This is a genomic window from Pseudomonas sp. BF-R-24, assembly GCF_019947335.1.
In the GTDB taxonomy this organism is placed as follows: Bacteria; Pseudomonadota; Gammaproteobacteria; order Pseudomonadales; family Pseudomonadaceae; genus Aquipseudomonas; species Aquipseudomonas jessenii.
On the sequence record NZ_JAGYGG010000010.1, the window covers coordinates 1 to 14,826 of the forward strand.

Genomic DNA, 14,826 nt, shown 5'->3' on the forward strand with positions numbered 1-14,826 from the left:
TCGCGAGCAATACAGGTCTCGGTCTTAGAACACCGAGACGTAATCGCCCAGCTCGACCTGTACCGATTTGATGCGGGTGAAATTGTTCAGCGAACTGATGCCGTTCTCACGGCCGACACCCGACTGCTTGTAGCCACCGACCGGCATCTTCGCGTCGGATTCGCCCCAGGCGTTGATCCAGCAGATACCGGCTTCCAGCTGATGAATCACGCGGTGGGCGCGGTTCAGGTCCTTGGTGACGATGCCGGCGGCCAGGCCGAAGTCGGTGTCGTTGGCGCGGCGGATCACTTCTTCTTCGGTTTCGTAGGAGAGGATCGCCATCACCGGGCCAAAGATTTCTTCGCGGACAATGGTCATGTCGTCGGTGCAGTCGGTGAACACGGTCGGCGCCACGAACGCACCCTTGGCGAATTCACCGTCGGTCAGGCGCTCACCGCCGCACAGCAGGCGAGCACCTTCTTCCTTGCCCTTGGCGATGTAGCCCAGCACGCTTTCCATGTGCGCAAAGCTGACCAGCGGACCGAAGTTGGTGTTTTCGTCTTCCGGGTTGCCGATGCGGATGCGCGCAACGCGCTCAGCGATCTTGGCTTCAAAAGCGGCCTTCAGGTGAGCCGGTACGAACACGCGAGTGCCGTTGGTGCAAACCTGGCCGGAGCTGTAGAAGTTGGCCATCATCGCGGTGTCGGCGGCGCGATCGAGGTCGGCGTCGTCGCAGATGATCAGCGGCGACTTGCCACCCAGTTCCATGGTCACGTCCTTGAGCGAAGAGCTCGAAGCGCTGGCCATGACTTTCTTGCCGGTATCGGTGCCGCCGGTGAACGAGACTTTCTCGATGCGCGGGTGTTCGGTCAGCCAGGTGCCGACTTCACGGCCACTGCCGGTCAGGACGTTGAACACGCCGTTTGGCACGCCGGCTTCGGTGTAGATCTCGGCCAGTTTCAGGGTGGTCAGCGAGGTGACTTCGCTTGGCTTGAAGATCATCGCGTTACCGGCCGCCAGGGCTGGTGCGGATTTCCACAGGGCGATCTGGATCGGGTAGTTCCACGCGCCGATACCGGCCACGACGCCCAGCGGCTCGCGACGGGTGTAGACGAACGAAGTGGTGCGCAGCGGAATCTGCTCGCCTTCGATGGCCGGTACCAGGCCTGCGTAGTACTCCAGCACGTCAGCGCCGGTGACGATGTCGACGTAGCGGGTTTCGGAGTAGGCCTTGCCGGTGTCCAGGGTTTCCAGGGCGGCCAGTTCGTCGTTGCGCTCGCGCAGGATTTCCACGGCACGACGCAGGATGCGCGAACGCTCCATGGCGGTCATGGCGGCCCAGATCTTCTGGCCCTTTTCGGCGCTGACGACGGCGCGTTCGACGTCTTCCTTGGTAGCACGTTGCACTTTTGCGAGGACTTCACCGTTAGCCGGGTTGATGGCTTCGAAAGTGGCGTCGCTGCTGGCGTCGCTGTACGCGCCATCGATGTAGAGTTTTTGCAGTTCGAAACGGGCCATAAAGTCCTCGCAAGAGCATTAAGTGGCTGGCGCGGTTCGGTGGTTGAGCGTTTATGTGTGCTCTAACTCACCCGCTTGGCCAGTTGGGTATCCATGTATTCGTAAGCAATCTGTTGCGCCTGCTCGGTGTCGAAAGCATCTCCCGACAACGCGCCGCGCAACCACAGGCCGTCGATCAACGCTGCCAGGCCTCGGGCGGCACTGCGCGCATCATTGAGCGGCAGCACGCGGCGAAACTGGCAGCACAGGTTGGAATACAGACGGTGATCGTTGATCCGCTGCAACCTGTGCAAAGACGGCTGGTGCATGCTGGTGGCCCAGAAGGCCAGCCAGGTTTTCATTGCCGGGCCATTGACCTGGCTGGCGTCGAAGTTGCCTTCGATGATCACCTGCAGATGAGCCCTCGGGCTGTCATCTGTCAGCGCCTGTCGGCGCAGGGTGACGTTCTCGCTCAGGACGGTCATCAGGTACCCCATGGTGGCGGCGATCAGGCCATTCTTGTCCTGAAAGTAGTGACTGATGATGCCATTCGAGACACCGGCCAAACGGGCGATCAGCGCAATGCTGGCGTCCCCCATTCCGACCTGATCGACGGCCTGCAAAGTGGCTTCGATCAATTGCTGGCGGCGGATGGGTTGCATACCGACCTTGGGCATCTTGCACATCTCCTTAGGCCTTCCCGCAGACGCAGAACGTCCATCGGCTTGAGGGCCAGTCTATTTTGTTTTGATTGAACGTTCAATCAACAAAGAATAAGATCTGCGACAAATCGTCGCTGCTTACAGATTTTTCCTACATGTAAATGGCGGCAAACCGACATCCGAAATAGCTCGAAGCCTATACGCCACGGCGTCTCAAGGGCTTCGGGCTTTTTTCGGGCTGTCTTTATATCACCCGCCGGTCGGCTGCCCACTAACCGATTGGTCGGGTAACTCGTTTGTCTTGCGTTCTTCTCTCGCACTGCCCGGAGCATCTGTGCCATGAGTTCTGCCTCGCTAATAAAGACCCCACCCGAGAAGGTGACGGTCAACGGTTGGGTGTTCTACACCTCTACCGCGTTGATTCTGTTGTTGACCGTCATTCTGATCATCGCCCCGCAAGAGGCCGGCAGAATGCTGGGTACGGCGCAAGCCTGGTTGTCCCGCAGCTTCGGCTGGTACTACATGGTGGTGATCGCCGCCTACCTGATTTTTGTCGTTGGTCTGGCGTTTTCGTCCTACGGCAAATTGAAACTGGGCAGCAAGGACGACACCCCGGACTTCAGCTACGGTGCCTGGGCGGGGATGCTGTTCTCCTCGGGTATCGGTATTTCGCTGCTGTACTTCGGTGCGTCCGAGCCGCTGGACCACTACTTCAACCCGCCGGAAGGCGTTGCTGGCAGCAACCTGGCGGCTCGTCAGGCGGTGCAGCTGACCTTCCTGCACTGGGGCTTGCATGGCTGGGCGATCTACGCGCTGGTCGGCCTGGCCGTGGCGTACTTTGCCTACCGGCACAACCAGCCGCTGGCGTTGCGTTCGGCTTTGTATCCGCTGGTGGGAGAGCGTTGGGTCAAGGGCGCGGCCGGGCACGCGGTGGACGGCTTCGGCATGTTCGTGACCCTGCTGGGGCTGGTGACGAACCTGGGGATCGGTTCGCTGCAAGTGTCGTCGGGGCTGGAAAACCTGTTCGGCATGGAGCACAGCAACACCAACCTGCTGATCGTGATCATTGTGATGAGCACCGTGGCGACCATCGCTGCCGTGTCGGGCGTGGAAAACGGCATCCGCCGTCTGTCCAACCTCAACATCGTGCTGTTCAGCGGCCTGCTGATTTTCGTCCTGTTGTTCGGCCCGACCTTGCACCTGCTCAACGGCTTCGTACAGAACGTCGGCGACTACCTGAACGGCGTGGTGCTGAAGACTTTCGATCTGTATGTGTACGAAGGCGACAGTGAGAAGTCCGACCGCTGGCTGGGCCTGTGGACCCTGTTCTACTGGGCCTGGTGGATTTCCTGGGCGCCATTCGTGGGCATGTTCATCGCGCGTATTTCCCGTGGTCGCACCGTGCGCGAACTGGTGGCCGGCGTGCTGCTGATTCCGCTGGGCTTCACCCTGGCGTGGCTGTCGATCTTCGGTAACTCTGCCCTGGACCTGGTGATGAACCATGGGGCGGTGGAGCTCGGGAAGACGGCGCTGGAACAGCCGTCCATGGCGATCTACCAGTTGCTTGAGCATTACCCGGCGTCGAAGGTTGTGATCGGCGTGTCGATCTTTGTCGGTTTCGTGCTGTTCCTGACCCCGGCGGACTCCGGCGCGGTGATGATGGCCAACCTTTCGTGCAAGGGCGGCAATGTCGACGAAGACGCGCCGCACTGGCTGCGGATCTTCTGGTCGGCGGTGATCACCCTGGTGACCATCGGCCTGCTGTTCGCCGGCAACTTCGAAGCCATGCAGACCATGGTGGTGCTGGCCGGTCTGCCGTTCTCGGTGGTGCTGGTGTTCTTCATGTTCGGCTTGCACAAGGCCATGCGCCAGGACGTGCAGATCGAACAGGAGCAAGCGGAACTGGCGGCACGTGGTCGCCGTGGTTTCACTGAGCGCTTGACCCAGCTGGACCTGCAACCGAGCCAGTCGGTGGTCCAGCGCTTCATGGACAAGCACGTGACTCCGGCGCTGGACGATGCGGCTGTGCAGCTGCGTACGCAAGGCCTGGAAGTGCAGACGCTGCTGGGCAAGTCCAAGCGTTGCATGGGCGTACGGGTCGAGATGGAAGAGGGCAACCCGTTTGTCTACGAAGTCAGCCTGGATGGCTACCTGGCCACGCCAACCGAATCGGCTCAATCCGATGAGGCGCGTCAGCGTTACTATCGTGCCGAGGTGTATCTGCACAACGGTAGCCAGGACTACGACTTGATGGGCTTCACCCAGGATCAGATCACCCGTGACGTGCTCGATCAGTTTGAAAGCCATCGGCAGCTCCTTGGCCGCGTCTATAGCTGAGTTGTGAAGTGATGCGGTGTTTCTGTCTGAGGCACCGCATCGCATTCTTCGCGAGCAAGCCCGCTCCCACATTGGAATGCTTACCCCTGTGGGAGCGGGCTTGCTCGCGAAGGGGCCATCGGCCACAAAGCTGCATTACCCGCTACCCCTATAAACAAAAACGCCGCGATACTCTCGCGGCGTTTTTGTGTCTGTTGCCTTACCCCAGGTTCTTGCCGAGCAGTGCGTGATACAGCTCGCTGTCGCCAAGAATCCCCACTACATGGTTGTTATCGTGCAGCACCAGTTTGTTGCCGGTCTGATAACGAATCTGCAGCGCATCGCGCATGCCGATGTTCGAGTCCACCAGGGTTGGCCGACGACCCAGGCCTTCAACAGCCTGACCCGGTACCCAGTTCTGCAGATCCAGAGCAGAACCGTTTTGACGCGCCCCTTTGATAGTGTTGCCTTCCGCCAGGTCCAGCCACGAATCGCCGCCCGGATCGAGGCATACCGAACCGTTGATGCGTTTGCAGTTGTCCAGGGTGCGCATCAGGCTGCGGCCGCACAGTACGTTCAGCGGGTTGGTGTGGGCCACGAAGGTCCGCACGTAGTCGTCCGCCGGGTTCAGCACGATCTCTTCCGGCACACTGTACTGGATGATCCGGCCGTCTTTCATGATCGCGATACGGCTGCCAAGTTTCAGGGCTTCATCGAGGTCGTGGCTTACGAATACGATGGTCTTGCTCAGCTTGCGTTGCAGTTCCAACAGCTCGTCTTGCAGACCCTGGCGGATCAGTGGGTCGAGCGCCGAGAACGGTTCGTCCATCAACAGAATGTCGGCGTCCATCGCCAAGGCACGGGCCAGGCCCACGCGTTGTTGCATACCACCGGACAGCTCGTTGGGTTTCTTGTTGCGCCACTGGGTCAGGCCCACCAGCTCCAGCTTGTCGTCCACCAGCTTGCGGCGTTCCTTCTCGGGACGACCCTGCATCTCCAGACCGAAGCTGATGTTCTCGCGAACGGTCAGCCAGGGCATCAGGGCGAACTTCTGGAACACCATCGCAATGCGCTTGGTGCGCATCATTTTCAGTTCTGCCGGGGTGCAGGAGGCAATGTCGATCTGCTTGCCTTCGTGCTCGACGAACAGCTTGCCGCGGCTGACGGTGTTGAGGCCGTTGATGCAGCGCAGCAGGCTGGATTTACCGGAGCCGGACAGGCCCATCAGTACGCAGATCTCACCTTTTTCGATGTCCAGGCTGGCTTTTTCAACACCAACAATCTGCCCGGTCTTTTTCAGGATCTCGTTACGGGTCATGCCTTGATCCAGCAGCTTGAGTGCCTCGCGTGGATCCTTGGAGAAGATAACGTCAACGTTATCGAAGCGAATAATGCTCATGCGTCACCCCCTACTTTGGCGTCGGGTTGTTTGCAGATACGGTCGAGCATGATCGCCAGCAGTACGATCGCCAGACCTGCTTCGAAGCCCAGGGCGATATCAGCGGTATTCAGTGCGTTGACCACGGGTTTGCCCAAACCGTCGGCGCCAACCAGTGCCGCGATCACCACCATCGACAACGACAGCATGATGCACTGGGTGATGCCGGCCGCGATGCTTGGCATGGCATGAGGCAGTTCAATTCGCGAGAGCAGTTGACGGCGCGAGCAGCCAAAGGCCTTGCCGGCGTCCATCAATTCTTCCGGGACATCGCGGATACCCAGGTAGGTCAGGCGGATGGGCGCGGCAATCGCGAACACCACCGTGGAGATCAGACCCGGGACCACACCCAGCCCGAAGAGGGTCAGGGTAGGAATGAGGTACACGAACGTCGGTACGGTCTGCATCAGATCGAGTACCGGACGCATTAAAGTATAGAACATCGGTTTGTGCGCGGCGACGATGCCCAGCGGCACGCCGATGATCACGCAGACCAGGGTGGCGAACAACACCTGGGCGAGGGTTTCCATGGTCTCCTGCCAGTACCCCAGATTGAGGATCAGCAGAAAGGAGGCAACGACAAACGCTGTCAGGCCCCATTTACGTTGAATGAAGTGTGCCAGTAGTGCGATTACGCCGATCAGTACCAGCGGGTTGAACCAGGTCAGCGCAAACGTCACGCCGTGGATCATCGTTTCCAGTGACACGGCGATGGCGTCGAAGGTGTTGGCGCCGTGTTGCGTCAACCATTCAACGAAGCCCGCGATGTACTGGCCTAAGGGGATTTTCTGATCAATCAGCATGGTAGTGAACGTCCGCATGCAAGGAAATAAACAGCCCGGACGGCCGAGGCCGCCCGGCATAAGCGATTACTTGGCCAGTGTGGCTTTCACGGCCTCCAGGCCTGGTTTACCGTCAATGGTGGTCACGCCAGCGAGCCAGGTATCGAGCACCTGTGGATTGTTTTTCAGCCAGGCCTTGGCGGCCGCGTCAGGCTTCATCTTGTCGTCCAGGATGTTGCCCATCAGTTCGCTTTCCATGTCGACGGTGAACTCCAGGTTCTTCAACAACTGACCAACGTTGCTGCACTCCTGCGCGTAACCCTTGCGGGTGTTGGTCGCCACGGTGGCGGCACCGAAGTCGGGGCCGAAGAAGTCATCGCCACCGGTCAGGTATTGAATTTTGAAGCGCTTGTTCATCGGGTGCGGCGCCCAGCCGAGGAACACCACGGCGGTGTCGCGTTTCTGTGCGCGGTCGACCTGCGACAGCATGCCTGCTTCGGAGGATTCGACGACTTTGAAACCGGCGGTCTTCAGGCCGAAGGCATCCTTGTCGATCATGCTCTGGATCAGACGGTTACCGTCGTTGCCAGGCTCGATGCCGTAGATCTTACCGTCGAGCTCTTTCTTGAATTTGGCGATGTCGGCGAAGTCATGCAGGCCCTTGTCGTACAGCGCCTGAGGGACGGCGAGGGTGTACTTGGCGCCCTTGAGGTTGGTGCGTACGGTTTCCACGGTGCCGGCATCGCGGTAGGCCTTGATGTCGTTTTCCATGGTCGGCATCCAGTTGCCCAGAAACACGTCCATGTTCTTGCCGTCGGCCAGGGACTTGTAGGTCACGGGCACGGAAATCATGGTGGTCTTGGTCTTGTAGCCGAGGGCGTTGAGCACGACGCTGGTGGTCGCGGTAGTCGCGGTGATGTCGGTCCAGCCGACATCGGAGAAGTTTACGGTACTGCACTGCGCCGGTTCTGCGGCTTGCGCCAGAACCGGCAGACTAAGCATGGCGGCCAACAACAACGACGGGGAACCTTTCATGGATGGACTCCTTGGTGTTTTTTTTGGCAGTGTTCCGACTGGACCACCGCACTTATAGGTTGCGGTTGGATGGCGTTCTGGAGACAGCTCTACCGCAGCGCCTTGCAATCGAGTCGATATGATCATGTACCAGTGAAAATCTGACGCCTACAGGGTGCGTCGTATCCAGTACAGGGATGGTCGCATCCAGTGTCGGTGACGTCGTTTACAGATTTTTTCAGGCCCTTTTCCTCTTCTGAACCGCAAAAAAACGGCGAAAACACGGCGTAAAAGACACGCGGCGCTGGTGGGCATGAGTGCGTCGGTTAGAGACGTCGAACAACACGATAAAAGCTTGATGATGCGGTCATCTCGGCGGATTGCAGCTTGAGCGTAGCAGCTCCGTCACCGTGCGTTTTTGCGTGCGCAGTGGGCCCATCCAGGAGTTCGGCAGTAATGGCTATCAGTGTTTTCGACCTGTTCAAAATCGGCATCGGCCCTTCCAGTTCGCACACCGTGGGGCCCATGCGGGCGGCGGCGTTGTTTGTGCAGGGCCTGCGCGAGCGTGGGTTGCTTGAGCAGGTGCGGCGTGTCGAAGTCCAGCTGTTCGGCTCGTTGTCGGCCACCGGTATCGGCCACGGCAGCGACAATGCAGTGATCATGGGGCTGATGGGCGAGTGGCCGGATGCGATTGATCCGTCGCAAATCGGCATCTGTATCGCCAACCTGCGCGAGACCGATACGCTGCTGCTCGACGGTCGCTTGCCGGTGCCCTTCATCTGGGGCCGGGACATGCGCCTGATCGACGAGAACCTGCCATTCCATCCCAACGCCATGACCCTGATTGTCGAGGGTGATGCCGGCGAGTTGCATCGCGACACCTACTATTCGGTCGGCGGCGGTTTTGTCGTCGATGAAGCGCAGGCCTCCAGCGGTGTCGTCGACCTCGACAGCACGGTGTTGCCTTATGATTTTTCCAGCGCCGCCGAGTTGCTGGAACTGTGTAAAAAACACAACCTGCGCGTGGCTGAGTTAATGATGGCCAACGAGAGGGTGTGGCGCAGCGAGGATGAAATCCGCAGCGGCCTGATGAAGCTCTGGCGCGCCATGCAGGATTGCGTTGAACAGGGCCTCAAACACGAAGGCATCCTGCCCGGCGGGTTGAACGTGCGCCGCCGCGCGGCCAAGCTGCATCGCAGCCTGCAGGAACTGAACAAACCCAACGTGATCGGCTCGACCTTGAGCGCCATGGAATGGGTCAACCTGTTCGCCCTGGCGGTCAACGAAGAAAACGCCGCCGGCGGGCGCATGGTCACGGCACCGACCAACGGCGCGGCGGGGATCATTCCGGCGGTGCTGCACTACTTCATGAAATTCAGCGAGGCCGTGACCGACGCCAATGTCGTCGACTACTTCCTCGGCGCGGCGGCGGTGGGAATCCTGTGCAAGAAGAACGCCTCGATCTCCGGTGCCGAAGTCGGTTGTCAGGGCGAAGTCGGTTCGGCCTGCGCCATGGCGGCGGCGGGGCTGGCGGAAATCCTTGGCGCCACGCCAGAGCAGCTGTGCAACGCGGCGGAGATCGGTCTGGAGCACAACCTCGGCCTGACCTGCGACCCGGTGGGTGGGCTGGTCCAGGTGCCGTGCATCGAGCGCAACGCAATTGCTGCGGTGAAGGCGATCAACGCCGCGCAAATGGCATTGCGCGGTGATGGTCAGCACTTCATTTCGCTGGATCGGGTGATCCGCACCATGCGCGATACCGGTGCCGACATGCATGACAAATATAAGGAGACATCGCGGGGTGGGTTGGCGGTGAGTGCGGTGGAGTGTTGAGACAATAAAACCGAGTCGCCTGCTTCGCGAGCAAGCCCGCTCCCACATTTGATCTCCGTCGTTCACAAATCCAATGTGGGAGCGGGCTTGCTCGCGAAGGCGGCAGACCAGTCAAAACTGCGCACCAAGTGAACACCCGCTCGAAGTCGCGCCATCTTTTAGTGCGTCGCTTACAGATAAATCGTCTTGCCACTGATCGAGGGCCAGCCAGCCTTCGACCGCCCGTCACCCGTGCTTGCGGTGACACTCCTCTGCGATGCGGCGAAACGCCGTTCCCACAAGTGCTACCGAATTGCTCACAGCTTGTGGGCCGGGGCGCTTGCCAGTCCTGATGGCCATTTAAATCCCCACGCCTTGCAAGACATACATAGACACATTCCGACGTCGTTTTTAGGAGTTATTGAACGCGCATTCAAATTTAGGCATGGCAATTGCTCTGTCATTACAAAGCCCGTCTCCCACGCGAGAACGATGGCAATAAAAAGAGCCTCCGCCTGAGGCCATCACCCGCTTTGTGTGAGGAGATACCGCGATGACGACGTTCAACTCCGGGGCCCAACCCCAGAACCGTGCGCCTCAATCCATCGGCTTTCTGCTGCTGGACAATTTCACGCTGATTTCTCTGGCCTCCGCAGTGGAACCGCTGCGCATGGCCAACCAGTTGTCCGGTCGCGAGCTTTATCGCTGGACCACCCTCACCGTCGATGGCGGCCAGGTCTGGGCCAGTGACGGCCTGCAAATCACCCCCGACGCTTCCATGCACAAAGCCCCGCCGATGGACACCGTCATCGTGTGCGGCGGCATCGGCATCCAGCGCACTGTCACCCGGGAACACGTGTCATGGCTGCAAAGCCAGGCTCGCCAGTCCCGCCGCCTCGGCGCGGTGTGCACCGGCAGCTGGGCTCTGGCCTGCGCCGGCCTGCTCGATGGTTTTGATTGCAGCGTGCACTGGGAATGCCTGGCGGCGATGCAGGAAGCTTTCCCGCGTGTAGCGATGAGCACCCGCTTGTTCACCCTCGACCGTAACCGCTTCACCAGCTCCGGCGGCACTGCGCCGCTGGACATGATGCTGCACCTGATCAGCCGTGATCACGGACGTGAACTGTCGGCGGCCATTTCGGAAATGTTCGTCTACGAGCGCATCCGCAACGAGCAGGATCATCAGCGCGTGCCGCTCAAGCACATGCTCGGCACCAACCAGCCGAAGTTGCAGGAAATCGTCGCGTTGATGGAGGCCAATCTTGAAGAGCCGATCGACCTGGACGAACTGGCGGTGTATGTCGCGGTGTCCCGTCGTCAGCTCGAACGCCTGTTCCAGAAGTACCTGCACTGCTCGCCGTCGCGTTACTACCTCAAGCTGCGCCTGATCCGCGCGCGCCAGCTGCTCAAGCAAACGCCGATGTCGATCATCGAAGTGGCTTCGGTGTGCGGGTTTGTGTCCACGCCGCACTTCTCCAAGTGCTACCGCGAATACTTCGGCATTCCGCCACGTGACGAGCGCGTAGGGTCCAACACCACCCAGCAAGTGGCGATGATGCCGTTGCCTCAAGCGCTGGTGCTGTCGCCGTTGTCCGGGCCGTTGTCGGCGCTGAGCCAGGCGCGTAATGAGTCTACGTTTGCCAGTGTAAGGCTCTAGACCGAGGCGCCTTTATCGCGAGCAGGCTCGCTCCCACAGGTTTTCGGATTGTTCACACATTTTGTGTTCAACCCCGATCTCCTGTGGGAGCGAGCCTGCTCGCGAATGGATTTATCGGCCTGTATGGCTCTGCTGATACTCCGCCAGCGCCGGCAACAACTGCTTGTCGATCGCCTGGCGCACCGCCGGCAGGATGGTCGCGCTGCTGGTGTACATCTGTTTGACCATGGTCCGCAGGGTCATCGCCCGTACATCGTTCAAACCCCGTACCGCACACTCGCAGGCTTGCTCGGCGGTGGCGCCGGTGGGCACCTCGAATCCCAACGACTTGAGCTGGCCCAACAGGTCTTCCTGGTCTATCAAATCGGCGTGCATCATGACGCAATCCTTCTTCAGGGAACGGTGTCTTGGTTCGATTCTGGTAGGGGTGCCGGGTGTCGGCAAGGGCGAATTGTCGCAATGGCAGCATTGGCTATGAACAGGTCGTTTTCGGGCAACTTGCCGGCCAAAGGAGGGGGCACACTGGACTCAGCTCGCTTCACGAAGGTTTGGTCACCCTCGCACGGCAGCTCCTCAACAGTACCCTCTGCCTCGATCCTGTCACGGCTTGATCGGGGTTTTTTTTGCCTGTGAATCAGTGGATTTTGTGTTGATTGATATACCGTCTTCGCGAGCAAGCCCGCTCCCACATTCGACCGAGTCCTTTCAGAGAAACGCGGTTAAATGTGGGAGCGGGCTTGCTCGCGATGATCGATGACGCGGTCTAGCGCTGTAACACGAGGATGCGCGACAACAACTCATCCCGGTCGACATAGCAGCCCTGGAAATGCCGGGCGCCGGTGGCGGGGTCGAAGGCGTTGCGGGCGTGCAGGGTGCGGCGGTTGTCGAAGCACCACAGCTCACCGGGATTGAGCCGCTGCATCAACCTGAATCGAGGCTCGCGGGTCATCGCGATAAAGCGCCGGTAGGCCTGATACAACTTGGGCATCTGCTCCACCGATGCATCGAAGGGGCCGCGCAGAAAGTTGGCCATGCGGATTTCCGACACCTGCCCCAACGTATCCAGGGCAATGATCGGTGCCAGGCAGCGGTAGTCGCTGTGACGGTCCTTGTTGCGAAACTCCACGGGGATTTCGCAGAGGCTTTTGAAAGATTCGGGGTCTTCCCGGCGCAAGGCGTCGGCAATGGCAAACCCGTCGACAAAAATGCTCTCGCCACCCTCGGCGTCATTGACCAGGCAATGCAGGAATTGCAGCCCCGGTTGCAACTCCCGGGTTGGCAAATCGCTGTGCAGTGGCAGGTTGAACGCGGTGTAGGCGTTGCTGTCGGCGTCGGCCTTGGATTGCACGTTGAACAGCACGCCGAAATTGCTCTCGCGGATGAAGGAAATCCGTTGGGCGATCAGCTTCAGAGAGCCGGGTTCGGTGGGCACGCCACGGACTTGGGTCAATCCGACATCCCGTACCGCCAACAACCATTGCAACAAGGCGTCGGAGTCGTTCATCAGCGCCTGATACTCGAATACCGGCAACTGAACATTACTGTGCCAAAGCCTGGCTTTTGGCTTGCGTGCCTGGCGCTCGGCGCGGGACTCGTCGTCATAGGCGTGGGCGCGCAGCCAGCCGGGATCGAAGCGGCTGCTGTGACCGTCCTGCCAATCAACCGACAGGCAACCTTCGGTGTCGATGTGCACTTGCTCAGGGATCAAGTCTTGAGCTACATCGACGATTTCCAGCACTTGCTCGCGGGTCACGGTGTAGACGCACTGCGGGCACGGGCAATTGTCTCGCAGCCATTGATGGTGGAAGGGGCTGACGCGATTGTCGGCCCACTTCACCAGAACACGGTCCGCCAGGGTCTGCACGGCAGTCAGCGCGCTGATCAACGGATAGGTACGAAAGTCGGCAAAGGCAGCGGCGGTGTTCATGGCGATCTCCTTGTTATTTTTTTTGGGGTAATGCGATCACTCGGCCAATGTACTCGGGCGCTGGCAGATCTGCCTGTTCGGCGACGATGGCTTGCAGCTGGCTCAAGGACTGCTCGCTGAACGGCGCCGAACGCGGCCCGGCGAGGTCCACGTGCAGCAGCATCTGTTCATTGCCAGCCAGTTCCCGGGCATCACCCGCCAGATGCAGGCTGTGATAGAGGTGCACGCGCTTGTTGTCGTGGGCGATGATTTGGGTGTGCACTTCGACCTGGGCGTCGAGCTTCACCTCGTGCAGGTAATTGAGGTGCAGTTCGAGGGTGAACAGCGAGTTGCCGCTGGCCTCGCGGCTGTTGCTGTCCAGGCCCAGGCGATCCATCAGGGCATCGGTGGCGTAGCTGAAAATCAGCAGGTAGAAGGCGTCGCGCAGGTGGCCGTTGTAGTCGACCCAGTCGGGGATGATGGTGGTTTGGTAGGTGGTGAGGGTGGGCATGGTTTAACTTCCAATATGTGTGGTGACGGTACCGTCGCTTTCGCGAGCAAGCCCGCTCCCACAGGTGACCGAGTTGTATCAGACACCTGCGATCAAATGTGGGAGCGGGCTTGCTCGCGAAGGGGGCAGACCTGCTGGCCCATTAGCTTGAGGTTTACTCGCTGAAGGCCATCCCATGCTTCTCTTTGGTGGTCTTCACCGCCTCCAGCACCGCCAGCAGGCAGTCATCACGATAGCGCTCCAGCGCCGAAATGCTGTGTTTGCCCAGTTGATCGCTGGTGCCATCGACCACATCATCGATCAGTTTGTCGGTCAGCTCCGGCGCCGGCAGGTAGGTCCACGGCAACTGCAACGCCGGGCCGAACTGCGCCATGAAGTGACGCATGCCGGCATCGCCACCGGCCAGGGTGTAAGTCAGGAACGTGCCCATGAACGACCAGCGCAGGCCGGCGCCGAAGCGGATTGCATCGTCGATTTCACCGGTGGTCGCCACGCCGTCGTTGACCAGGTGCAGCGCCTCGCGCCACAGCGCTTCGAGCAGGCGGTCGGCGATGAAACCCGGTACTTCCTTGCGCACGTGCAACGGGCGCATCCCCAGGGATTCATAGACCTTCATGGCCGCTTGCACCGCTTCAGGGGCGGTGTTTTTACCGCCGACCACTTCCACCAGTGGCAGCAGGTAAACCGGGTTGAACGGGTGACCGACCACACAGCGTTCCGGGTGCGTGGCGCTCTCGTAGAACTCGCTCGGCAACAGGCCAGAGGTGCTGGAACCGATCAGCGCATTGGGCTTGGCTGCCGCGCTGATTTTGCTGTGCAGGTCCAGTTTCAGCTCCAGCCGTTCCGGGGCGCTCTCCTGGATGAAATCGGCATCGCGCACGCACTCTTCGATGGTTGCGACAAAACGCAGGCGATCCTGCGATGCACCCGGTGCCAAACCTTGTTTTTCCAGTGCGCCCCAAGCGTTGGCGACACGCTTGCGCAGGGCCGCTTCGGCACCGGGGGCCGGGTCCCAGGCCACTACATCCAGGCCATGGGCGAGGGCGCGGGATACCCAACCGCTGCCGATGACACCGCTGCCTAACGCTGCGAAGGTTTTGATTTCGGTGATAAAGCTCATGGCGATTTCCTGGAGAATTCGGTGATCCTCTGTAGGAGCGAGCTTGCTCGCGATGGTATTCCAGGCGCTGATTGGCGTCGGCTGTACCTTTTTCGCGAGCAAGCTCGCTCCTACAGGGGGGGGATGTGTGGG

General features: G+C 60.1%; 12 protein-coding genes. 3 read left to right on the top strand and 9 right to left on the bottom strand.

The genetic code is table 11. The annotated features are described in order from the left end of the window. Positions 1-24 precede the first annotated feature (24 nt). Positions 25-1,497 (bottom strand): betaine-aldehyde dehydrogenase, encoded by a 1,473-nt coding sequence (gene betB / locus KGA98_RS10310; protein ID WP_057712979.1) that lies wholly within the window; start codon positions 1,495-1,497, stop codon positions 25-27. Between the two features lie 62 nt (positions 1,498-1,559). Beyond that, a complete protein-coding gene (gene betI / locus KGA98_RS10315) occupies positions 1,560-2,153 on the bottom strand; it encodes a transcriptional regulator BetI (RefSeq protein ID WP_007985937.1) in 594 nt (197 codons plus the stop codon). Positions 2,154-2,477: 324 nt separating this feature from the next. Here betI and betT point away from each other — a divergent pair, with 324 nt between their 5' ends. Beyond that, positions 2,478-4,475 carry a choline BCCT transporter BetT gene (gene betT, locus KGA98_RS10320; protein ID WP_223502261.1) on the top strand — a complete coding sequence of 666 codons (1,998 nt, stop codon included), beginning with the start codon at positions 2,478-2,480 and terminating at the stop codon, positions 4,473-4,475. Positions 4,476-4,674: 199 nt separating this feature from the next. On the opposite strand, the gene choV is transcribed toward betT, so the two are convergent. From choV to KGA98_RS10335, 3 genes are all read right to left on the bottom strand, one after another. Beyond that, positions 4,675-5,853: a choline ABC transporter ATP-binding protein gene (gene choV, locus KGA98_RS10325; protein ID WP_047534342.1), complete on the bottom strand. Its 1,179-nt coding sequence runs from the start codon at positions 5,851-5,853 to the stop codon at positions 4,675-4,677. Beyond that, entirely contained in the window at positions 5,850-6,695 is an 846-nt protein-coding gene (gene choW, locus KGA98_RS10330) for a choline ABC transporter permease subunit (RefSeq protein ID WP_057716544.1), read from the bottom strand. Before choW ends, choV begins: the two co-directional genes overlap by 4 nt. A 66-nt stretch (positions 6,696-6,761) precedes the next feature. Next, positions 6,762-7,709, bottom strand: coding sequence for a choline ABC transporter substrate-binding protein (locus KGA98_RS10335; protein WP_223502262.1), 948 nt, complete (start codon positions 7,707-7,709; stop codon positions 6,762-6,764). Positions 7,710-8,144: 435 nt separating this feature from the next. Between KGA98_RS10335 and KGA98_RS10340 the strand changes: the two genes are divergently transcribed. Next, the gene (locus KGA98_RS10340; protein ID WP_223502263.1) at positions 8,145-9,521 is read left to right on the top strand and encodes an L-serine ammonia-lyase; all 1,377 of its coding nucleotides are present in this window, start codon (positions 8,145-8,147) and stop codon (positions 9,519-9,521) included. A 532-nt stretch (positions 9,522-10,053) separates the two neighbouring features. Then, positions 10,054-11,157, top strand: a complete 1,104-nt coding sequence (locus KGA98_RS10345) for a GlxA family transcriptional regulator (protein ID WP_007975492.1) — start codon at positions 10,054-10,056, stop codon at positions 11,155-11,157. A gap of 111 nt (positions 11,158-11,268) precedes the next feature. On the opposite strand, the gene KGA98_RS10350 is transcribed toward KGA98_RS10345, so the two are convergent. The 4 genes from KGA98_RS10350 to KGA98_RS10365 form a co-directional block, all read right to left on the bottom strand. After that, a complete protein-coding gene (locus tag KGA98_RS10350) occupies positions 11,269-11,535 on the bottom strand; it encodes a hypothetical protein (protein WP_007995656.1) in 267 nt (88 codons plus the stop codon). A gap of 385 nt (positions 11,536-11,920) precedes the next feature. Continuing rightward, positions 11,921-13,084: a gamma-butyrobetaine dioxygenase gene (locus tag KGA98_RS10355; RefSeq protein WP_223502264.1), complete on the bottom strand. Its 1,164-nt coding sequence runs from the start codon at positions 13,082-13,084 to the stop codon at positions 11,921-11,923. Between the two features lie 13 nt (positions 13,085-13,097). Next, on the bottom strand, positions 13,098-13,574 hold the full coding sequence (locus KGA98_RS10360) for a thioesterase family protein (protein WP_223502265.1): 477 nt from the start codon (positions 13,572-13,574) through the stop codon (positions 13,098-13,100). Positions 13,575-13,728: 154 nt separating this feature from the next. Continuing rightward, entirely contained in the window at positions 13,729-14,694 is a 966-nt protein-coding gene (locus KGA98_RS10365) for an L-carnitine dehydrogenase (RefSeq protein WP_095964145.1), read from the bottom strand. Positions 14,695-14,826 lie beyond the last annotated feature (132 nt).

Bases quoted from the DNA above. Each gene is read 5' to 3' on its own strand.
- KGA98_RS10340 (WP_223502263.1), top strand. From the start codon at position 8,145: ATGGCTATCAGTGTTTTCGACCTGTTCAAAATCGGCATCGGCCCTTCC.
- KGA98_RS10355 (WP_223502264.1), bottom strand. From the start codon at position 13,084: ATGAACACCGCCGCTGCCTTTGCCGACTTTCGTACCTATCCGTTGATC.
- KGA98_RS10350 (WP_007995656.1), bottom strand. From the start codon at position 11,535: ATGATGCACGCCGATTTGATAGACCAGGAAGACCTGTTGGGCCAGCTC.
- betT (WP_223502261.1), top strand. From the start codon at position 2,478: ATGAGTTCTGCCTCGCTAATAAAGACCCCACCCGAGAAGGTGACGGTC.
- KGA98_RS10365 (WP_095964145.1), bottom strand. From the start codon at position 14,694: ATGAGCTTTATCACCGAAATCAAAACCTTCGCAGCGTTAGGCAGCGGT.
- betB (WP_057712979.1), bottom strand. From the start codon at position 1,497: ATGGCCCGTTTCGAACTGCAAAAACTCTACATCGATGGCGCGTACAGC.
- betI (WP_007985937.1), bottom strand. From the start codon at position 2,153: ATGCCCAAGGTCGGTATGCAACCCATCCGCCGCCAGCAATTGATCGAA.
- KGA98_RS10360 (WP_223502265.1), bottom strand. From the start codon at position 13,574: ATGCCCACCCTCACCACCTACCAAACCACCATCATCCCCGACTGGGTC.
- choV (WP_047534342.1), bottom strand. From the start codon at position 5,853: ATGAGCATTATTCGCTTCGATAACGTTGACGTTATCTTCTCCAAGGAT.
- choW (WP_057716544.1), bottom strand. From the start codon at position 6,695: ATGCTGATTGATCAGAAAATCCCCTTAGGCCAGTACATCGCGGGCTTC.
- KGA98_RS10335 (WP_223502262.1), bottom strand. From the start codon at position 7,709: ATGAAAGGTTCCCCGTCGTTGTTGTTGGCCGCCATGCTTAGTCTGCCG.
- KGA98_RS10345 (WP_007975492.1), top strand. From the start codon at position 10,054: ATGACGACGTTCAACTCCGGGGCCCAACCCCAGAACCGTGCGCCTCAA.